Raw genomic sequence first — 17,336 nt, 5'->3', positions numbered from 1 at the left:
GCCAGCAACACCGGCGGCAATGGTGCGGCAGGCGGCGCGGCCACCGGCGGCACGGCCAGCAACGGCAATCCCACCAACGGTAGTTCGACCGGCGGCGCCGGCGGCGCCGGCGGTGCGGGCGGCGGCGGCAACACCGGCGGTGCGGGTGGCGGTGGCGGCACCATCACCGGCGGCGCGGCCACCGGCGGCGCCGGATCGGGTGCAGCGGGCGGCGCCGGCGGCGACATCTCGGTGAATGCGGGCACGTTCAACATGTCCAACACCATGAGCAACGTCGGCCAGTCGGCGGCCGGCATCATGGTCACGGCGCAGAACAGCGGCATTTCTTCGCTGGTGCAGCAGAGCGTCAACGTCCAGGCCAACCTGTCGGTCGGCAAGTAAGGCGGGCGCGGGGTGCGGGCGCGGCGGTAAGGCGCGCGCATCCCGCCATCTACAGGGGGTACGGTATGCAGATACCAGTCATCAGTTTTTGTACCGCGCTGGCGCTGGCAGGTCAGGCGGCGGCGGCGCCGGTGATATCACCGTTGCAGGAGCCGGCCGCGCAGTCCCGGCCGGCGTTGTTGCCGGACGCCATCGTCATCACGGCGGCCGATCCCGCCGGCTTCGACGGCTCCTCCGTGCCGGCCGCCAAACTGGCCGGCAAGCGCGCCGGCGCGGATGCGGTCAACAACGATATGCAGTTGAACGGCGCCGTCAACGGCAACACGGCGGTCAACGTCTACACCGGCGCCAACGCCATCAGCAGCGGCTCGTTCAGCAACGCTTCCGGCTTGCCGGTGGCGATACAGAACTCCGGCGCCAATGTGCTGATCCAGAACGCCACCATCATCAACATCCAAATGAAATGAACAACCTGGCACGCATCATAGTACTGGCCGCCATTGCGTGCGGCCAGGCCGGCGCGGTGGACTTGCCCGGCGTGGCGGGCGGCAATTATGCGCTGCACGTCACCAGCCTGAAGGAAGCGCGCTTCCGCTCCACCGTGCGCCAGCAATTCGACTTCAGTTGCGGCTCGGCGGCGGTGGCGACGCTGCTCAGCTACCACTACGATACGCCGGTCAGCGAACGGCAGGTGTTCGACGCCATGTACGCGCGCGGCGACCAGCAGAAGATACAGCGCGAAGGCTTTTCGCTGCTCGACATGAAGCGCTACCTGGCCACGCTGGGCTTTATCGCCGACGGCTACCAGCAACCGCTGCACAAGCTGGCCGAGGCGGCGTTTCCGGCCATCGTGCGGATCCGTGAAAACGGTTATGAACATTTCGTCGTCATCAAGGGCATGGACGAGGGGCGGGTGCTGCTGGGCGATCCGGCCGGCGGCACGCGGGCCGTGCGGCGCACCGATTTCGAGGCGCTCTGGCAAGACCAGTTGCTGTTCGTGATACACAACTGGCAGGGCAAGCCGCACTTCAACCAGGCGTCCGAGTGGCGTGTCGCGCCGCGCGCGCCGCTGGGCGAGGGCATCAACCGCGCCAGCCTGACCGACATCACCCTGCCCAAGAACGGCAGCGGCAATTACTGAACGGAGGCGCGCATGCGCACAAGCATCCTGAGCGTGCTGCTGGCCTGCGGGGCGGCGGCACACGCCGGCGATATGCCGGACCCGACCGACGGCTGGACCGCCGTCGACGATGCGCGGCTGGAACAGGCGCGCGGCGGCTACGACCTGGGCAACGGGCTGGTGGTCTCGCTAGGTGTCGAACGTTTGGTTTCGATCAATGGCAGTGTTGTAGCGAATAGTCGTTTTGCGATCGCCGATGTGACAAAGTTGAGCGCTGCGGAAGCACAGATGGCCAGCGAGGCGCTGGCCAATGTGGTGGTGCAGAACGGCGCCGGCAATGCGGTCGATCCGCTGCCGGCCGCGGCGGGACTGGGCGCCTTGCTGATCCAAAACAGCGTCAACGACCAGGCCATCCGCAGCCAGACCACGATCAGCACCAGCGTCAGCAATCTGGCGTTGCTCAAGGCCGTCAACTTTGAAACCATGTTGCGCGATGCCCTGAGCGGTGCGGTGGGACCGAAATGAACACAACTCAGGAGGGCGGCGATGCGAGGTGCAAGATGGCAGGGCGGCGCGGTGGCGCTGTGGGCGTTGGCGGCGTGCGCGGCGGCGCAGGCGCAGGGTGGCGATGGGCAGCCGCCGGCGGTGGCGCCCTTGTTCGAGCAGCCCGGCGTGTTGACGCCGCGCGGCAAGCTGGTGCTGGAGCCGTCGGCGCAGTTCGGCTACTCGTCGAGCAACCGGGTGGTGCTGGTCGGCTACACCATCATTCCGGCCCTGCTGATCGGCCTGGTCGATGTGCGCGAGGTCAAGCGCAACACGCTGACCGGCGCCGTCAGCCTGCGCTACGGCCTGAGCAATCGTGCCGAGCTGGAGTTGAAGCTGCCGTATGTCTACCGTTCCGACTCCACCGTCAGCCGCGAGATTTTCACCGGCACCGGCGTCGACAATGTGTTCGAGACCAGCGGCAAGGGCGTGGGCGACGCCGAGCTGGCGCTGCGCTACCAGCTCAACCAGGGGGCGCCGGACCGGCCGTACTACGTGGCCGGCTTGCGCGTCAAATCGCGCACCGGCACCGACCCCTTCAGCGTGGTCACCGATTGCAGCAAGCGCTGCGTGGGGCCCAACGCCACCGGCACCGGCCTGCCGCTGGACTTGCCGACCGGCTCGGGCTTTTACGCGGTGCAGCCCAGCGTGACGTGGCTGTACGCCAGCGATCCGGCCATCCTGTTCGGCAGCGTCAGCTACCTGTACAACTTCAAGCGCAGCAACGTCAACCGCAAGGTCTTGAGCGGCGACTGGGAGCCGCTGGGCACGGTGGCGCCGGGCGATGTGGTGGGCTTTAATTTCGGCGTCGGCCTGGCGCTCAACGACAAGGCGCTGATCAGTTTTGGCTACGACCACAGCTCGATCGCGCGCACGCGCCAGAACGGCGTGCCGGTGCCGGGCTCGGTGCGCACCCAGCTGGGCACGCTGCTGATGGGCCTGTCGTTCCGGCTCAACGACAAGCGCACCATCAACGTCTCGGTCGGCGCCGGCTTGACGCGCGACACGCCGGATGTGCAACTATCGTTCCGCATGCCGATGACTTTCTAGGCGAGTTAGCAACAACGTTGATTTTGCGGTATCGTAGCGTCTCTTGACAGCCAACAGAATAGGGACGCCATGACCACGACCACCTTGACCCGATCCGCCGCCGTGCTGGCGCTGGCCGCCGCCTGTTCGATGGCGCAGGCCGCCGCGCCGATGGCCAAGTTCCAGGCGCCCGGTTTTTACCGCGCCACGCTGGGCGATTTCGAGGTCACTGTGCTCAACGACGGCAGCATCGATTTGCCGGTCGACCAGTTGCTCAAGCAGCCGCCGGCCAAGACCAATGCGGCGCTGGCCAGGTCGTTCCTGAAGAGTCCGGTGGAAACCTCGGTCAACGCCTTCCTGATCAACACCGGCAGCAAGCTGGTGCTGATCGACGCCGGCGCCGCCAGCCTGTTCGGCCCGACGGCCGGCAAGCTGCTGGCCAATTTCAAGGCCTCGGGCTACAAGCCGGAGCAGGTCGACGAGATCTACATCAGCCACATGCACGGCGATCACGTCGGCGGGCTGGCGGCCAACGAGCAGCGGGTGTTTCCGAATGCGGTGGTGCGGGCCGGCAAGCTGGACGCGGACTACTATCTGAACCAGAGCAACCTGGACAAGGCGACCGGCGAGGAGAAGGAAGACTTCCAGGGCGCGATGATGTCGCTCAATCCCTACGTCAAGGCGGGCAAGTTCCAGCCCATCATCGCCAACAGCGAGCTGGTGCCGGGCATCAAATCGTATTTCAACGGCGGGCACACGCCGGGCCACATCACCTATGTGGTCGAGAGCGCGGGACAGAAGCTGGTGTTGCTGGGGGATTTGCTGCACGTGCAGGCGGTGCAGTTTGAAAATCCCGGCGTCGGCGTCAACTTCGACAGCGACAGCAAGGTGGCCATCGCCGAGCGCAAGGAAGCGTTCGCGGCGGCGGCCAAGGGCGGCTACCTGATCGGCGCGTCGCACCTGTCGTTCCCGGCGCTGGGCCATGTGCGCGCCAACGGCAAGGGCTATGACTTCGTGCCGGTGAACTACTCGCTGCCGCGTTAGACCAACCCGCAAGCCTTAAGCGATACGCCTGCCGCACCACTTAGGGGTCGGACCCCGCATGGGGTCCGACCCCGCTTGGCCGTGCGGGTTACGCCAGCGCCGGGTAGTCGGTGTAGCCTTCTTCGGCGGGCGCGTAGAAGGTTTCTGCTTTCCACTCGTTCAGCGGCGCGTCCAGTTGCAGGCGTCGCGGCAGGTCCGGGTTGGCGATGAAGGCCTTGCCGAAGGCGATGGCGTCGGCGGTGCCGGCGTCCAGCACTTGCTGCGCGGTCTGCTTGTCCATCTTTTCATTGGCGATGTAGACGCCGCCGAACTCCTGTTTCAGCAACGGCCCCAGACTGTCTTCGCCCACCGCTTCGCGCGCGCAGATGAAGGCGATCTTGCGCTTGCCCAGCTCGCGCGCCACGTAGCCGAAGGTGGCGGCCGGGTTGGAATCGCCCATGTCGTGCGCGTCGCGGCGCGGCGCCAGGTGCATGCCGACGCGGCCGGCGCCCCAGACGGCGATGCAGGCGTCGGTCACCTCCAGCATCAGGCGGGCGCGGTTTTCTATCGAGCCGCCGTAGTTGTCCGTACGCTGGTTGGTTTTGTCTTGCAGGAACTGGTCGAGCAGGTAGCCGTTGGCGCCGTGGATTTCCACGCCGTCGAAGCCGGCCTTCTTGGCGTTTTCCGCGCCCAGCTTGTAGGCGGCGACGATGCCGGCCAGTTCTTCGGTGTCGAGCGCGCGCGGCACCGGGTAGGCGCGCTGCGGACGCAGCAGGCTGACGTGGCCGTCGGCGGCGATGGCGCTGGCCGATACCGGCGCGTCGCCGTTCAGGAAGCTCGGGTCCGACACGCGGCCCACATGCCACAGCTGGGCGAAGATCACGCCGCCGGCCTGGTGCACGGCCTCGGTCACCAGCTTCCAGCCTTCCACCTGTTCATCGGACCACAGGCCCGGCGTGTCGGCATAGCCCACGCCCTGCGGCGTGACGGCGGTCGCCTCGCTCAGGATCAGGCCGGCGCTGGCGCGCTGCACGTAGTACTTGGCCATCAGCGCGTTCGGCACGCGGGCGCCGCCGACGGCGCGGGCGCGGGTCAGCGGCGCCATGACGATGCGGTTTTTCAGGGTGAGGTCGCCGATGGTGAGCGGGTCGAAAAGATTTGCCATGATGCGTTTCCTATAAGGTCATTTGATCGATGAAGGCCTGGATGGTCGCTTCGTCGCGTTTAAAATAATTCCATTGCCCCACGCGGTGCGAGGTGATCAGGCCCGCCTTGAGCAGGGTGGCCAGATGCGCCGACACCGTCGATTGCGACAATGCACAACGCCGGTCGATGAGGCCGGCGCACACCCCCAGGCTCAGCGGATGCTGCTGCTCTGAGAAGTACACCTCGGGCTCCTTCAGCCACGCCAGGATCTGGCGCCGCATCGGGTTGGCGAGGGCTTTGTGGATAGCGTCTATGTCCATTTGCATGTAACGATATATGGATCGTCTTTTTCCGATTTCAATATCGGTATCTTACGATATAAAAGAAAAACGTGCTGGCGGCCAAAAAATCATTTATGTTATGGGAACATTGTTCGAAGTTTAATGAGGGCCGTATGTCGAGTCATTACCTGGATGTGGCCATCGGGCTGTCCTACACTTTCCTGGCCGTGAGCCTGCTGTGCAGCGCCACGCGCGAAGCGATCGCCTCGCTGTTCCAGACCCGCGCCAAGGTGCTGCTGGACGGCGTGCTGACCATGTTGCACGAGCCGGCCGGCAAGCCTCGGCTGCGCGGCATCATCCCCTCGGTCAAGCGCTTGCTGCGCCTGGACAACGGCTTCAACCTGGCCAAGCTGGGGCCGGATTCGCTGTCGGCCGCCGTCATGACGCATCCCTTGATCACCGGACTGGCGCAGCAGGGCCGCATGCCGTCCTACATCCCGTCGGCGATCTTCGCGCGGGCGTTTGTGTCGACCTTGACCGCCAAGTACGGCAAGGGACAGACGGCGGCCTTGTTGCTGGCCAACGTAGGCAACGAAGGCCTGAGCCGCACGCTGCTGGCGCTGATGGGCGAGGGCCCGGACGATCTGGCCGCGCTGGAAAGCGCCGTGCGCATCTGGTACGACACGGTGATGGACCGCATCACCGGCTGGTACAAGCGGCGTTCGCAGCTGGTGCTGTTTTGCGTCGGCCTGTTCTATGCGTGCGCGATGAACATCGATGCGCTGCAACTGAGCCAGCGTCTGTGGAGCGACAACGCCGCAGCGGCAACGCTGGCGCAGCAGGGCGCCGACGCCATGGCCGCCGGCCGCATGAAGCCGGTCGCGGCCGCGCCGGCCGGCACGCCGGCCGCCACCCCGATGAGCCAGATGGTCGAAGCGAAAAAAGACTGGCAAGCGGTGCAGACGCTGCCGATAGGCTGGCCGTCGCCGCGGTTCGACGCCGCCGCCGGCCGGGGCGCGGGCGCCTTCATGGCGGCGCTGGCGTTCGCGCTGATGGGCTGGATCGTCACGGCCTTCGCCTCGTCGCTGGGCGCGCCGTTCTGGTTCGACGGCATCGGCTGGTTGCTGGCGCTGCGCGGCAGCGGCGCCAAGCCGGCCACCGAGCCGGCGCCGGTGGTGATCGAGGCCATCACCTTGCCGAGCCTGAACGGCGCCAAGCCCGCCGGCAGCTGAGGGGTCAGGCGAAGTGCAGTGCCAGCGCGATCAGCGCCGGCAGGGTCTGGATCAGTAGGATCGAGCGCTTGACCGTGATGCCGCCCCACACGCCGGCCACCGCCACGCAGGCCAGGCCGAACACGGTGAAGGCCGAGCCGATGGCCGGATCCGGATGCACAAAGCCGACCACCAGCGCCGCCACCAGGAAGCCGTTGTAGCAACCCTGGTTGGACATGGCCGGCTGGACGATGTCGGCCTTTTCCTGCGTCAGCCCGAACACGCGGCGGCCGCGCGATTGGAACAGCACCGTTTCCAACAGCACGATGTAGACATGTATCAGCGCCACCAGGCCGGTGACGATCTGCGCCAGTAATTGCATGGATGCTCCTCCTTATGATTGATGGAGCATTATGGCCTGTGGCGGGCGCGGCGGGAAGCCGCCTGCAGAGTTTGGTTGGCGATGCTATAGTTTCCGGCAATTTTGGAGACACTCGATGACCTGGATTATTCTCATCCTGGCCGGCCTGCTGGAAGTGGCGTGGGCGGTCGGACTCAAATACACCGACGGCTTCAGCAAACCGCTGCCGACGGTACTGACGCTGGCCGCCATGGCCGGCAGCGTCGCCATGCTGGGCCTGGCGCTGCGCACGCTGCCGCTGGGAACAGCCTACGCCATCTGGACCGGCATCGGCACCGTCGGCACGGTGATCTTCGGCATCGTCGTGCTCAACGAGCCGGCCAGCGCGCTGCGCGTGGGCTGCATCGCCATGATCATCGGCGGCATCGTCGGTTTGAAGCTGTCGACCGTCTGATCAGAAGCCGGGATTGGCGCGCGTGAGGTAATACCATTCGCTGTTGGCGGCCGCCGCGGCGTCGGGGAACAGGATGCGGCCGGCGAACTCGGCCAGTACCGGCGTGCCGTCGGCGCGCGTGCCGATCAGTTCGCCTTTCCGCACCGGATCGAAGCTGGACCAGGCGCGGCTGAAGCTGTCGCCGGCGTGCTGTTTGTCGTAGACCGCGACCATGCTGAGCGCTTCCATGGCCTCGTCGGCGATCGGCTGCGGTGGTGGCGCATTGATCAGGCCGAGGAAGGCGAGGGTGTTGACGATGGCGCGATAGCCGACCTCGGGCGCTTGCGGATCGGCGTGCTGGCCGCATTCCAGCGTCAGCGCGTAGCCGCCGGTGCTGCGCATGTATTCGGTGGTGCCCATGCCGTAGCGGAGCACGGTTTCCAGCTGGCTGTCGTCGCGCAGGCGGCGCTGCACGCCGGCGCCATAGGTGCGCAGCCAACCGTCGACAAAACGTCGCACGCCGAGCCGGCGCGCCATCGCGCGCTCCTGCTGCTCGTGCTGGAACGGCTCCAGCGGACCATCGTTGTTGCGCGGCCCGACCATGACGAAGGGCTCGCTGGCGGCGTTGAACGAGTGCAGGTCCAGCAGCACCTCATGCTGCGCCAGCAGCGGGCATAGCCAGTTGGCGACGCGGTCTTCAAAGTCTTGCGGATGCGGATTGGGGAACAGGTTGCGGTTCAGGTTGCGTTCGCCGGAGCGTTCGCCCCTGGCGTAGGCCAGCGGATTGGCGACCGGGACGAAGGTGACGCTGCCGTGACGGATCGTCAATTCTCCGCTGTCCAGCTGCTGCATCACGCGCGTGATGGCCTTGGTGCCGCAGGTTTCGTTGCCATGCACGGCGCCGGTGACGATCAGCCGCGTGCCGGGCTGCTGGCCGCTGTACTGGTGGGATTTGAATTGCAGAGCATCGATGGCGGTCATGCGCATTGGTCCGGCTGGTCAAAAACAGAGTGTATCGCAAGCGCCGCCAAGGCGCGGTCCGGGCGGCTTGGCGGCGAGGCCAGATCAGGACTGCGGGTCGTTTTCCACTTGCGGATCGTGCATGAATTCGATGCCGTCGGCATCCTTGAAATTGAGCGTGAAGCTGATCGTGACCGGGGACGTGTTGGCGTCGCTGAAGGTCATTTGCTTGCCGCTGATGCTGACGCTGGCCGCGCTCAACTGATCGTTCCCCAGCGTTTTGATGGTCATGCCGGTGAAGACGATGCCCTGGCCGTCGTCATCGTAGATCTGGTAGTTGATGACCGTGTCCTTTTGCGTCACATAAGGCATCTCCGGGGCGGTGTGTACGTCATATTTGCCTGGAACGGTGCCGGCCTTGACTTTCACCATGACGTTGATGAACGGTGTAGAGGCGTGGATTTTGCTCATGAGTTCGCTTTCTTGGCTTGGTGGGTAGAGAGGTATTGCAGATAGGCGGCATCGCGATACGGCATCGCGTCCAATTGTTTCTTGATGTGACCTACGTGCTCGCTTTGATCCATGCAGGCGTGGGCTTTGACCCACGGCACCAGCAGGTGGAAATCGGAACTGTCGTTGACCAGCGGACGCAGCAGCGTGCGCACGGCGTCGCAATGGCTCGCTGCGGAGGCGTCGGCGCGCAGCGCGGCGAGGTCGGCGTTGAGCAATAGCGCATCGCTGAGCGTCGTGAGTATCAGCTGGTCGGCTGGCACGGCGGCGTGTAGCTGCTGCAATTTATTCAGCGACGGTTGCAGTTCTTTTGCTGCCGCATCAGCTTTTCGCTGCGCGATTAGCACGGCCACCTTGCGCTGCTGCACGATCGCCATCATCGCCTGCAAGTTCAGCCGTTTTGGTTCGAGGGCGCTGAGTTCGGCGAAATATCCCTGCAGTTGATCGAGCCGCGCCAGTGTCTGGGCCGGCGAGTGGGTCTGGGTGTCGGTATCGAGCACGCGCAGTTCGGCGATATACAGGTTGCGCTGCCAGTTGCGGTTGCTTGGATCCTTCTCGACGATGGCTTGCAGCAGCGTTTGCGCTTGCCGGGCATCGTCGTAGGCATCCGCCAGTTGACCGCGCGCCTGTTTCAGATCCGATTGGTGCGACCACGTCGCCGCCAGTTTGTTGACCCACGAGGCTTCCTTGGGATACGTCTCGTGCAGCGCCTGCAGCAGCGTCAGGGCGCGCGCATACAGCGTTTCGGCCTGCGCCAGCTTACCTTGCTGCATCTGGGCGCTGGCCAGCCAGGACAGGCTGTCGGCCAGGTCGGCGGTGATCTGCTTGTCCTTGGGCTTTTGCGCATAGGCGCGGCTCTTCAGATCCACCGACAGCGCAAATTCGCTGGCGGCGTTGGCGATGGCGCCGCGCCGCAGGGCCACGGTGCCCAGGCTGTTGTGGGCGAACGATTGCTCGACCCAGCTGTCGACGTCGGCCGGCGCCGCTGCCGCCAGTTGGTCGCTGTGGTCGCGGTACTCGCGGAAGTAGCGCTCGGCCTGGTCCCATTCTTTCTGGTCGAGGTGGATTTGACCCAGCCAGAAGGCGTTTTCGCCGGCGCTTTTGCGCAGCGCCAGATCCGCAGGATGGGCCAGCAATTGCCGCTGCAAGATGCTGCGGCCGGCCAGCAATGCGCTATTGGCGCCCGCGGGGTCGGCGCGCGCGATCCTGACTTCGGAAATCAGTTGAAGCGACTTGGCGCGTTGCGCCTGCGTGGTATCGCCGTCGTCGCTACGCGTTGGATCGGACAGATATTTCAGCGCGCGGTTGCTGACGCTGTCGAGCAGGTCCAGCTTGCCCAGCGGGCGCAGCTTGTCGGCGAAGTCGCCCAGCATGTAGCCCATCAGCTCCTCGGCCTCGGTGCGATGCTGCTCAGCCGCCTGCTGTGCCGAGCGCGCCATCAGGAACAGGCCGCCGGCCAGCAGCGTCAGGCCGGCCATGACGATGGTGATCGTCAGCCGCAGCCGCTCACTGCGCCGCACGCCTTGCAGCGAGGCGTGGACAAACGCCTGTTCCTGCGGCGTGAAGCTGAAGTCGCTTGTCCTGAGCAGCTGGCGCGCCTGATTCGCCTGGGTGCCGGACGGCAGCAGCATATCGAGCTTGCGGCCGCTGTCTTGCCAGCGTTTGGCTTGCGCGCTGATGCGGCTGCGCACCTGCAAGGCCTGGCGATGTTCCTCGATCCACGCCACCACGCGCGGCCAGCGCCGCAGCAGCGCTTCGTGCGCGATGCCGAACGCCGGCGCACCGCCATGCAGATCACTGACAAACAGGTGGGCATCGACCAGCGCCTGCACCAGCCCGTGATCGGCCTCGTTGCGCAGTGCCGACCACGGCACGCGGCGCGAGGTGACGGTCGATTCGTCCTCGGCCACCAGCACCAGTTGCGACAGCACATGCGGCAGGGCGGCGATCTGCGCGCTGCCCAGCGCCGAGATGACTTGCTCCGCGCGCGCGCCGATCGCGCCTTCCAGCCCGCCCAGCGCGTGGAAGCTGGCGTGGCTCAGCTCTCCATCGGGACTGCGCAGCCGGTACAGCTCTTGCAGACAGTATTGCAGCAGCGGCAGCGTGTCCGGGCCGGCTTTGGCGGCGTCGATCAGCACCTGGTCCAGTGATTCGCCGCTGGCGGCATCGACGGTGTAGCGCAGCTGCGCCACCTGCACCGGATGGCGGATGATCTGGGCGATATCGGCCGCGCCGGGCGGCGCCAGGTCGAAGTGGCCACCGCGCAGCTTCATGCTCATCAGCGCGGGGTAGGCCGTCAGGTGCGGGTAGAAGTCGTTGCGGCAGGCCAGCACTAACAAGATGCAGCCGGAGCGCGCCAGCTGGTCGAGCACGTGGATGAAGACGGCCCGTTCCTGCTCGCCGATATGCGGCAGCCGGAAGATGGCTTCGAAACGGTCGATGAACAACATCAGCCGGATCGCCGGCAACTGCGCTTGCAGCTGGGCGATCAGGCCCGGCAGGTCCTGCGCCAGGCGCTGGGCCAAGGCCACGGCGCTGGTGTTTTCAAACAGCAGACGGTCGTCCAATTCGGCATCGAGCAGCACGCTGGCCAGCGTGTCGAGCAGGCCGGCCTGACCCATGTCGGCGCAGTCCAGTTGCAGATGGCTGGCGATCGCCAGGCCGGACTCGGCCGGCGCGGCGCCCGCTTTCAGGGCCGGGATCAGGCCGGCCTGCACCAGCGAGGTCTTGCCGGCGCCGGACGGCCCCAGCACCAGCACCATCGCGCAGGCCGCCTGCACCTGGCTGACCACCACCTGCACCAGTTGATCGACGCCGAGCTTGCGGCCGAAGAAGATCGCGGCGTGCTGTTCCTCGAACGCTTCCAGGCCGCGGAACGGCGAGGCGTGCAGCCAGCTGCCGTTGCTGACGTCGTCGTCGTAGCTCAGCTCGGCCAGCAGGCGATAGCCGCGCTTGCGGATGGTTTCGATATAGCGCGGTTCGACCGCCGAATCGTCCAGCGCCCGGCGCAGCTGGGTGATGATTTTGTGGATCGCGTTGTCGCTGGGCGAGACGTCGCCCCAGCACGCATCGAGCAAGGTTTCGGCGGAGACCACCACGTGCGGATGTTTGCATAAGTGCAATAAAACATCCATGGCGCGTGGCTCCAGCTGGCGGTTCAGTTCGCCGCAACTGAGTGTATTGGTGGCGGGATCGACCCGCCACTGCCCGAAACGAAAGCTTTTGTGGTTCACGCAGACCTTCTTTGTTCAGAAATAAAGGCTTTGTAATCAATGGCTTGGACTTCGGAAGGTTTTCGGAAGGCCAAACTTGGACTGAATGACTACAGTTGTTTCATATCTACATCTTTTGCAAATACTAACATTAACGCGGGGAAACCACATCCCCCAACTACCGGAGATGTCATGATTGTTTTGACTGGCCTGAAAGCGCCGTTTGAACTGACGCAGCATGCAATTGCTATTAAGCAACAGGGGATCGATTTCGCGATCCGTTATTACAGCCACCAGGCGGGCAAGAGCCTGTCGCTGGCCGAGGCCCGTTCGCTGACCGACGCCAGCATCCAGATCGGCGCGCTGTGGCAGGCCGGCGGCGACCACCTGAACTATTTCAGCCGCGCCCAAGGTTGCGCCGACGGCGCGGCCGCCTATCTGATGGCGCAGCAAGTCATCACACAGCCGTCCGGCTCGGCGATCTACTTTGCGGTGGATTTCAATCCGTCGATGGAGGCCATCGCCGGCCCGGTCAGCGCGTATTTCGATGGCGTCAACCAGGCGTTCCGCGCGGCCGGGCCGGGTGAGCCCAAGTATCAGGTCGGCGTCTACGGCTCCGGCGCCTGCTGCGAGGAGATGTTGCTCAGGGGGCTGGCGGCGCTGAGCTGGCTGTCGCCGTCGCCGGAATACCATGGCTCGCGCGACTATGTCGGCTTCAACCTCAAGCAACTGGCGGCCGCCAGCCTGCCGGTCGATGACGGCAAGCACATCAGCGTCGACCTGACGCGCACCAACGACGGCTATCCGGCAGGCCTGTTCAGGGTGCTGTGATGCAGACGATACAGTTCACCGAAGCCGTCACGCTGAAGACGGTCAAGCCGGCCAAGACGATTTTTCTTAACAATACGGGGCAGGATGTGGTGTTGAAGTTCGTGACGGCGCCGGACATGCTGCTGTCGGCCTACACCATCAGCAATGGCGTCAGCGCGGCGATCGACAGCATCCGGCTCGGCACCGTCGATTATTACTCCGGCCACAGCCACAACTTCGCGATCGCGGCCGGCAGCACGGCGGTGCTGAGCGTGAGCGACAAGGTCCTCAATATGGTGATCTCGCCCTGATTTGTTAAGATGCGGGCATGACTCCATCTTTGCAGGGCCGTAATTCCGGCCTCGACACCTTGCGCGCGCTCGCCATCCTGCTGGTGTTTGCCAACCATTACATGCTGTTTGTCAGCGGCAGTCCGACTTTCGGCTGGTTCAGCGAGATCGGCTGGACCGGTGTCGACCTGTTTTTCGCGCTCAGCGGCTATTTGATCGGCAACCAGATCCTGGGCGGCATCCGCCGCTCGCGTCAGGCCGAGAGCGGCGAGCGCTTTTCGCTGGCACGTTTTTATGCACGCCGCCTGCTGCGCACCTTGCCGAATTTTTATTTCGTGCTGGCGCTGTACGCCTTGTGGCCGGCCTTTCGCGGCACCAGCGTGCTGCCGCCGTTGTGGAAGTTCCTGACTTTTACCCAGAATATCCAGCTGGTGCCGGGGACGGCCTTCTCGCACGCATGGTCGCTGTGTGTCGAGGAGCAGTTTTATTTCCTGTTGCCGGCCGTGGCGCTGGCGATCGCGGCCTGCCGCAAGCCGCTGCTGCTGGCCTGGCTGGCGGTGATCGGCACGCTGCTGGCCGGCATGGCGATCCGCAGCCATCTGTGGACCCAGTATGTCGGGCCGGAGGAGCAGGGCGGTTTTCATTACTACACCTTGATCTATTACTCGTCGCTGTGCCGCTTCGATGAGCTGGTGGCCGGTGTCGCGCTGGCGCTGCTGAAAAACCATCACGCCGGCGCCTGGGCGCGGCTGACCTCGCGCGGCAACTGGGCGCTGGCGGCCGGCGCGGCGCTGCTGGCGCTGACCTGGTCGCTGTTCATCGAAGACCATTACAGCTATCCGATGACGGTGATCGGCTATCCGATGCTGGGCCTGAGTTTTACGCTGTTGTTGATTGCGGCCTTGAGCCCCGGCTCGCTGCTGCAAGGGCTGCGGGTGCCGGGCGCGGCCAGCATCGCGCTGTGGTCGTATGCGATCTATCTGACGCACAAGACGCTGTGCGTGCTGCTGCGCGCGCCGCTCCAGGCGGAGGGCTTGGGCCCGAACAGCTGGCAGGCTATCGTGTTGATGAGCGCAGCCAGCTTGCTGGCCGGCTGGCTGTTGCATCTGCTGGTGGAGACGCCGTTCATGAAATTGCGCGACCGCTATGTGCCGGGAAATTTCGCGCGGCCGCTCGCTCCGGCTGGCGCCGTCGCTTAAGTTGATTGAGTATTCGCATCACTGCCGCCGCCAATTCGGATAGCCCCGCCAGTCAAGCCACTGCGGTGGTGGCCTCACTTTGACCTAACAGCCTCGGCAATTTTGCAACGATTCAATACTATTCAAAAGAATCAAGGCTCTTAGGGCAGGTTATAGTTTGATCTTGTTACCCTTGGCTGCGCCTTCGGTTTGTTCCTGATTTGCCTTGACCGCCGCGTTGAAAAGAGCACCTTCATCCACAAAACGCTGGTTCTGGTAAACGTCGACAATAAATCTGCGTGCCAGCGCACCCTTGCCAGCGTACAGCAAGGCACCGACTACCGTACCGCACTGTTTCTTGACTTGACCATCCTCAAGGCCCGAGGCGTCACCGACTGCACATGCCACCCCTTCGACAGGCGCGCCTGCGGGCGTAAATGCCCACTGGAACTGGGTTACTGGCTGGTTTGGCCTTATGTTCTTGTAAGTCGGCGAACCGTATTTGCTTTCCAAGCTGTCGATGGCGACCTGCTGCAAAGTACTGTCACCCATGTCCAACTCGCGATGCAGGAAAAGGGCTTTCTTGGACATGTGGCCGAAGGTGATTTCGACCAAATCGCGGCAGGCCTGATAAAGCTTTGGAGTACCCTTCACCGGATCGATACAGCCCCGAATCTTCGCCAACGAGGCAGGCACACCGGGTCGAGCGTTCCACGAAGCCCATTCGACGATGATCATATTGGGGTCGTGTGCCTTAATGGCTGCACGAACTTCGTCTACTGACATGCCTAGCTTGATACCTACTACGTCAGGGGCCTTAGATTGCGCATACGAAAGGTTTGAAAAAGCCATGGCCAAGAAAGCCCCAGTCGTTGATAAGACGGAAAATCCACTCTTCACGGCAGCTCCTTTTGGTTGCTATAAAAGATTTATTATATTGTAACTAACCGCCGTCCATCCAAAATTTATTAGCTTCGTCGCGTTAGCCATTAGCACCTCGAGACTACTCGGTTGATACCGCAAAACCACGTCGTTTTCGCGGAGCAGGGGAGCGGGGCGGGCACCCCCCATGTGCATATGCCTGGAGGGGAGCGAGTTTCCCTTAGTTCAGCTCAATCACGTCGAACGGCGACTGCATCGAACCCAGGAAGATCATGACGCTGCGCGCACGCTCGGCCATGTCCTCGTGGCGGGTGGCGGCGATTGCGGCGCGCAGGCCGGGTACCACTTCGGTGATATGCGGACTGTCGTAGGCGGCCACCAGCAGCGCCGCCAGTTCGCTGGCGCGGCCGCGATTGTTGCGCATGCGTTCCTCCAGCATCGCCAGCAACGCGCGCTGCATGCGCGGCGTCGGGTTGGTGATGTAGCCGAACACCAGCGGCGTGTTGCCGATCGCCTCGCACAGGCGGCTCTCGATCTGGTCCGGCTTGACGTCGGAAGCGATGTCGAAATAGGCGCCATTCCAGCGCGTCCGTTCGTACGGATGGCCGGGCGGGAAGGAGTCGGCCGTCTCAAAGCCGAGAACGTGGCTCAAGTAACGCAGCCATTTGAGGATAGTGGGCATCATGCCGGCATTTTATCCTGAGTCGGGACGCTCTACCGGGCCGGGTGTAAAATCGCCCAACATCGACAACGTGCCCGGAGCCTCTTATGCTCGACCGCTTTGCTTTGCTAATCGTCGGGATTGTTTGCGCGGTGCTGGCGTCAGTCAGTTGGCGCTACGCAGGCGCATGGGCGCTGGACGCCTTCGCGATTGCCGCGCTGGTGGCATATGCCATTGGGAACTTCCGGCAGCGGCGTAAATTGCGCGTCGAAGGAATTGAACGTGCGAGGATCGATGGCCTCAAACGCTTGATGCGCGGCTTGCTCGCCGTGCGTGACAATCGCAAGGAAATCCCTCCCTCGCCGTAGCGTAGAAATAAGGCAGCCGCCGGGCAGCATATCTGTCCGGCGGCTGTTGCTACTGTTAAGCGTGGGCTTCCTCGCCCAGCTTGCCGGCGCGGAAATCTTCAACGGCGGCGAAGATCTCGGCCTGCGTGTTCATCACGAACGGGCCGTACTGCGCGATCGGCTCGTTCAGCGGCTGGCCGGCCACCAGGATCAGACGGCTGTCTTGCGCCGCATGCACCGTGACGCCGTCGGCGCCTGCGGTGTTTGCCAGGATCGCCATCCGACCCGACGCCACCGCCTTGTCGCCGACATTCACCTCACCGCGATAGGTGAAGATGAAAGCGTTGTGACCTTCCGGCAGCGCCTGGCTGAAGCTGGCGCCGGCCGGCAGATGGATGTCGAGATAAATCGGCTCCGTCACCTCACGCTGCACCGCGCCGGCCACGCCGTGGCTGCTGCCGGCGATGACTTTCACCGCCACGCCGTCGGCCGTGGTAAAGGCCGGCACGTCGGCGCCATTGAAATCGCGATACCACGGCGCCTGCATCTTGTCCTTGGCCGGCAGGTTCAGCCACAGCTGGAAGCCTTCCATCACGCCTGCTTCCTGCTCCGGCATTTCCGAGTGGATCACGCCGCGCCCCGCAGTCATCCATTGCACGCCGCCGTTGGTCAGCAAGCCTTCGTTGCCGGCGCTGTCCTTGTGACGCATGCGGCCTTCCAGCATATAGGTCACGGTTTCAAAGCCTCGGTGCGGATGGCTGGGGAAGCCGGCGATGTAGTCGTTGGCCTGGTCGCTGCCGAAATTATCCAGCATCAAAAACGGATCCAGGCGGCGCTGCAAGGGCTGGGTCAGGACGCGATTGATCTTGACGCCTGCGCCGTCCATCACGGCCTGGCCGCTGATCACGCGCTCTACGCTTCGAGGGGTGTTTACTTGATCGGTCATGACTTTGCTCCT

At 64.2% G+C, this 17,336-nt stretch carries 20 protein-coding genes and 1 pseudogene; 12 read left to right on the top strand and 9 right to left on the bottom strand.

Annotation, left to right across the window (positions count from 1 at the left end; translation table 11 throughout):
• From RUGAMON1_RS20640 to RUGAMON1_RS20615, 6 genes and pseudogenes are all read left to right on the top strand, one after another.
• Positions 1-381, top strand: a pseudogene (locus RUGAMON1_RS20640) (hypothetical protein); the annotation flags it as partial.
• A gap of 65 nt (positions 382-446) precedes the next feature.
• Positions 447-848, top strand: coding sequence for a hypothetical protein (locus RUGAMON1_RS20635; RefSeq protein WP_445232293.1), 402 nt, complete (start codon positions 447-449; stop codon positions 846-848).
• Positions 845-1,522 carry a C39 family peptidase gene (locus RUGAMON1_RS20630; RefSeq protein ID WP_445232292.1) on the top strand — a complete coding sequence of 226 codons (678 nt, stop codon included), beginning with the start codon at positions 845-847 and terminating at the stop codon, positions 1,520-1,522. Before RUGAMON1_RS20635 ends, RUGAMON1_RS20630 begins: the two co-directional genes overlap by 4 nt.
• A 12-nt stretch (positions 1,523-1,534) precedes the next feature.
• Positions 1,535-2,026: a hypothetical protein gene (locus tag RUGAMON1_RS20625; protein WP_445232291.1), complete on the top strand. Its 492-nt coding sequence runs from the start codon at positions 1,535-1,537 to the stop codon at positions 2,024-2,026.
• A gap of 21 nt (positions 2,027-2,047) precedes the next feature.
• The gene (locus RUGAMON1_RS20620) at positions 2,048-3,094 is read left to right on the top strand and encodes an acetate kinase (protein WP_445232290.1); all 1,047 of its coding nucleotides are present in this window, start codon (positions 2,048-2,050) and stop codon (positions 3,092-3,094) included.
• Between the two features lie 69 nt (positions 3,095-3,163).
• The gene (locus RUGAMON1_RS20615; RefSeq protein ID WP_445232289.1) at positions 3,164-4,117 is read left to right on the top strand and encodes an MBL fold metallo-hydrolase; all 954 of its coding nucleotides are present in this window, start codon (positions 3,164-3,166) and stop codon (positions 4,115-4,117) included.
• An 88-nt stretch (positions 4,118-4,205) separates the two neighbouring features.
• Here RUGAMON1_RS20615 and RUGAMON1_RS20610 read toward each other — a convergent pair whose 3' ends face one another.
• A complete protein-coding gene (locus RUGAMON1_RS20610; RefSeq protein WP_445232288.1) occupies positions 4,206-5,261 on the bottom strand; it encodes an alkene reductase in 1,056 nt (351 codons plus the stop codon).
• A 10-nt stretch (positions 5,262-5,271) separates the two neighbouring features.
• Positions 5,272-5,568, bottom strand: a complete 297-nt coding sequence (locus tag RUGAMON1_RS20605) for an ArsR/SmtB family transcription factor (protein ID WP_116989969.1) — start codon at positions 5,566-5,568, stop codon at positions 5,272-5,274.
• Positions 5,569-5,696: 128 nt separating this feature from the next.
• On the opposite strand from RUGAMON1_RS20605, the gene RUGAMON1_RS20600 reads away from it, so the two are divergent.
• On the top strand, positions 5,697-6,755 hold the full coding sequence (locus tag RUGAMON1_RS20600) for a hypothetical protein (RefSeq protein WP_445232287.1): 1,059 nt from the start codon (positions 5,697-5,699) through the stop codon (positions 6,753-6,755).
• Between the two features lie 4 nt (positions 6,756-6,759).
• On the opposite strand, the gene RUGAMON1_RS20595 is transcribed toward RUGAMON1_RS20600, so the two are convergent.
• Positions 6,760-7,116, bottom strand: coding sequence for a DUF1304 domain-containing protein (locus RUGAMON1_RS20595; protein WP_445232286.1), 357 nt, complete (start codon positions 7,114-7,116; stop codon positions 6,760-6,762).
• Between the two features lie 115 nt (positions 7,117-7,231).
• Between RUGAMON1_RS20595 and sugE the strand changes: the two genes are divergently transcribed.
• On the top strand, positions 7,232-7,549 hold the full coding sequence (sugE, locus tag RUGAMON1_RS20590; RefSeq protein ID WP_445232285.1) for a quaternary ammonium compound efflux SMR transporter SugE: 318 nt from the start codon (positions 7,232-7,234) through the stop codon (positions 7,547-7,549).
• Here sugE and RUGAMON1_RS20585 read toward each other — a convergent pair whose 3' ends face one another.
• The 3 genes from RUGAMON1_RS20585 to RUGAMON1_RS20575 form a co-directional block, all read right to left on the bottom strand.
• Positions 7,550-8,509 carry a M14 family metallopeptidase gene (locus RUGAMON1_RS20585; RefSeq protein ID WP_445232284.1) on the bottom strand — a complete coding sequence of 320 codons (960 nt, stop codon included), beginning with the start codon at positions 8,507-8,509 and terminating at the stop codon, positions 7,550-7,552.
• An 84-nt stretch (positions 8,510-8,593) separates the two neighbouring features.
• A complete protein-coding gene (locus RUGAMON1_RS20580; RefSeq protein ID WP_445232283.1) occupies positions 8,594-8,959 on the bottom strand; it encodes a DP-EP family protein in 366 nt (121 codons plus the stop codon).
• Complete coding sequence (locus tag RUGAMON1_RS20575; protein ID WP_445232282.1) at positions 8,956-12,231, bottom strand: nSTAND1 domain-containing NTPase; 3,276 nt, start codon at positions 12,229-12,231, stop codon at positions 8,956-8,958. Before RUGAMON1_RS20575 ends, RUGAMON1_RS20580 begins: the two co-directional genes overlap by 4 nt.
• Positions 12,232-12,402: 171 nt before the next feature.
• On the opposite strand from RUGAMON1_RS20575, the gene RUGAMON1_RS20570 reads away from it, so the two are divergent.
• From RUGAMON1_RS20570 to RUGAMON1_RS20560, 3 genes are read left to right on the top strand one after another with little or no spacing between them, the layout of a single operon-like run.
• Positions 12,403-13,041 (top strand): DUF1906 domain-containing protein, encoded by a 639-nt coding sequence (locus RUGAMON1_RS20570; protein ID WP_445232281.1) that lies wholly within the window; start codon positions 12,403-12,405, stop codon positions 13,039-13,041.
• Positions 13,041-13,331 carry a hypothetical protein gene (locus RUGAMON1_RS20565; RefSeq protein WP_445232280.1) on the top strand — a complete coding sequence of 97 codons (291 nt, stop codon included), beginning with the start codon at positions 13,041-13,043 and terminating at the stop codon, positions 13,329-13,331. Before RUGAMON1_RS20570 ends, RUGAMON1_RS20565 begins: the two co-directional genes overlap by 1 nt.
• A 17-nt stretch (positions 13,332-13,348) precedes the next feature.
• Positions 13,349-14,509, top strand: coding sequence for an acyltransferase family protein (locus RUGAMON1_RS20560; protein WP_445232279.1), 1,161 nt, complete (start codon positions 13,349-13,351; stop codon positions 14,507-14,509).
• Between the two features lie 150 nt (positions 14,510-14,659).
• Here RUGAMON1_RS20560 and RUGAMON1_RS20555 read toward each other — a convergent pair whose 3' ends face one another.
• Both RUGAMON1_RS20555 and RUGAMON1_RS20550 read right to left on the bottom strand, forming a co-directional pair.
• Positions 14,660-15,388 carry a hypothetical protein gene (locus tag RUGAMON1_RS20555; RefSeq protein ID WP_445232278.1) on the bottom strand — a complete coding sequence of 243 codons (729 nt, stop codon included), beginning with the start codon at positions 15,386-15,388 and terminating at the stop codon, positions 14,660-14,662.
• A gap of 202 nt (positions 15,389-15,590) precedes the next feature.
• Entirely contained in the window at positions 15,591-16,055 is a 465-nt protein-coding gene (locus RUGAMON1_RS20550) for a hypothetical protein (protein ID WP_445232277.1), read from the bottom strand.
• A gap of 83 nt (positions 16,056-16,138) precedes the next feature.
• Here RUGAMON1_RS20550 and RUGAMON1_RS20545 point away from each other — a divergent pair, with 83 nt between their 5' ends.
• A complete protein-coding gene (locus RUGAMON1_RS20545) occupies positions 16,139-16,399 on the top strand; it encodes a hypothetical protein (RefSeq protein WP_445232276.1) in 261 nt (86 codons plus the stop codon).
• Between the two features lie 55 nt (positions 16,400-16,454).
• Here RUGAMON1_RS20545 and RUGAMON1_RS20540 read toward each other — a convergent pair whose 3' ends face one another.
• Positions 16,455-17,324, bottom strand: a complete 870-nt coding sequence (locus RUGAMON1_RS20540; protein WP_445232275.1) for a pirin family protein — start codon at positions 17,322-17,324, stop codon at positions 16,455-16,457.
• Between the last annotated feature and the right edge of the window lie 12 nt (positions 17,325-17,336).

Source organism: Duganella rhizosphaerae, from assembly GCF_040364205.1.
Taxonomy (GTDB): Bacteria; Pseudomonadota; Gammaproteobacteria; order Burkholderiales; family Burkholderiaceae_D; genus Rugamonas; species Rugamonas rhizosphaerae.
This window is presented reverse-complemented; position numbering and strand designations above follow the sequence as displayed.

Coding starts and splice junctions, on each gene's coding strand:
- RUGAMON1_RS20635 (WP_445232293.1), top strand. CDS start 447: ATGCAGATACCAGTCATCAGTTTTTGTACCGCGCTGGCGCTGGCAGGT.
- RUGAMON1_RS20630 (WP_445232292.1), top strand. CDS start 845: ATGAACAACCTGGCACGCATCATAGTACTGGCCGCCATTGCGTGCGGC.
- RUGAMON1_RS20625 (WP_445232291.1), top strand. CDS start 1,535: ATGCGCACAAGCATCCTGAGCGTGCTGCTGGCCTGCGGGGCGGCGGCA.
- RUGAMON1_RS20620 (WP_445232290.1), top strand. CDS start 2,048: ATGCGAGGTGCAAGATGGCAGGGCGGCGCGGTGGCGCTGTGGGCGTTG.
- RUGAMON1_RS20615 (WP_445232289.1), top strand. CDS start 3,164: ATGACCACGACCACCTTGACCCGATCCGCCGCCGTGCTGGCGCTGGCC.
- RUGAMON1_RS20610 (WP_445232288.1), bottom strand. CDS start 5,261: ATGGCAAATCTTTTCGACCCGCTCACCATCGGCGACCTCACCCTGAAA.
- RUGAMON1_RS20605 (WP_116989969.1), bottom strand. CDS start 5,568: ATGCAAATGGACATAGACGCTATCCACAAAGCCCTCGCCAACCCGATG.
- RUGAMON1_RS20600 (WP_445232287.1), top strand. CDS start 5,697: ATGTCGAGTCATTACCTGGATGTGGCCATCGGGCTGTCCTACACTTTC.
- RUGAMON1_RS20595 (WP_445232286.1), bottom strand. CDS start 7,116: ATGCAATTACTGGCGCAGATCGTCACCGGCCTGGTGGCGCTGATACAT.
- sugE (WP_445232285.1), top strand. CDS start 7,232: ATGACCTGGATTATTCTCATCCTGGCCGGCCTGCTGGAAGTGGCGTGG.
- RUGAMON1_RS20585 (WP_445232284.1), bottom strand. CDS start 8,509: ATGACCGCCATCGATGCTCTGCAATTCAAATCCCACCAGTACAGCGGC.
- RUGAMON1_RS20580 (WP_445232283.1), bottom strand. CDS start 8,959: ATGAGCAAAATCCACGCCTCTACACCGTTCATCAACGTCATGGTGAAA.
- RUGAMON1_RS20570 (WP_445232281.1), top strand. CDS start 12,403: ATGATTGTTTTGACTGGCCTGAAAGCGCCGTTTGAACTGACGCAGCAT.
- RUGAMON1_RS20565 (WP_445232280.1), top strand. CDS start 13,041: ATGCAGACGATACAGTTCACCGAAGCCGTCACGCTGAAGACGGTCAAG.
- RUGAMON1_RS20560 (WP_445232279.1), top strand. CDS start 13,349: ATGACTCCATCTTTGCAGGGCCGTAATTCCGGCCTCGACACCTTGCGC.
- RUGAMON1_RS20550 (WP_445232277.1), bottom strand. CDS start 16,055: ATGATGCCCACTATCCTCAAATGGCTGCGTTACTTGAGCCACGTTCTC.
- RUGAMON1_RS20545 (WP_445232276.1), top strand. CDS start 16,139: ATGCTCGACCGCTTTGCTTTGCTAATCGTCGGGATTGTTTGCGCGGTG.
- RUGAMON1_RS20540 (WP_445232275.1), bottom strand. CDS start 17,324: ATGACCGATCAAGTAAACACCCCTCGAAGCGTAGAGCGCGTGATCAGC.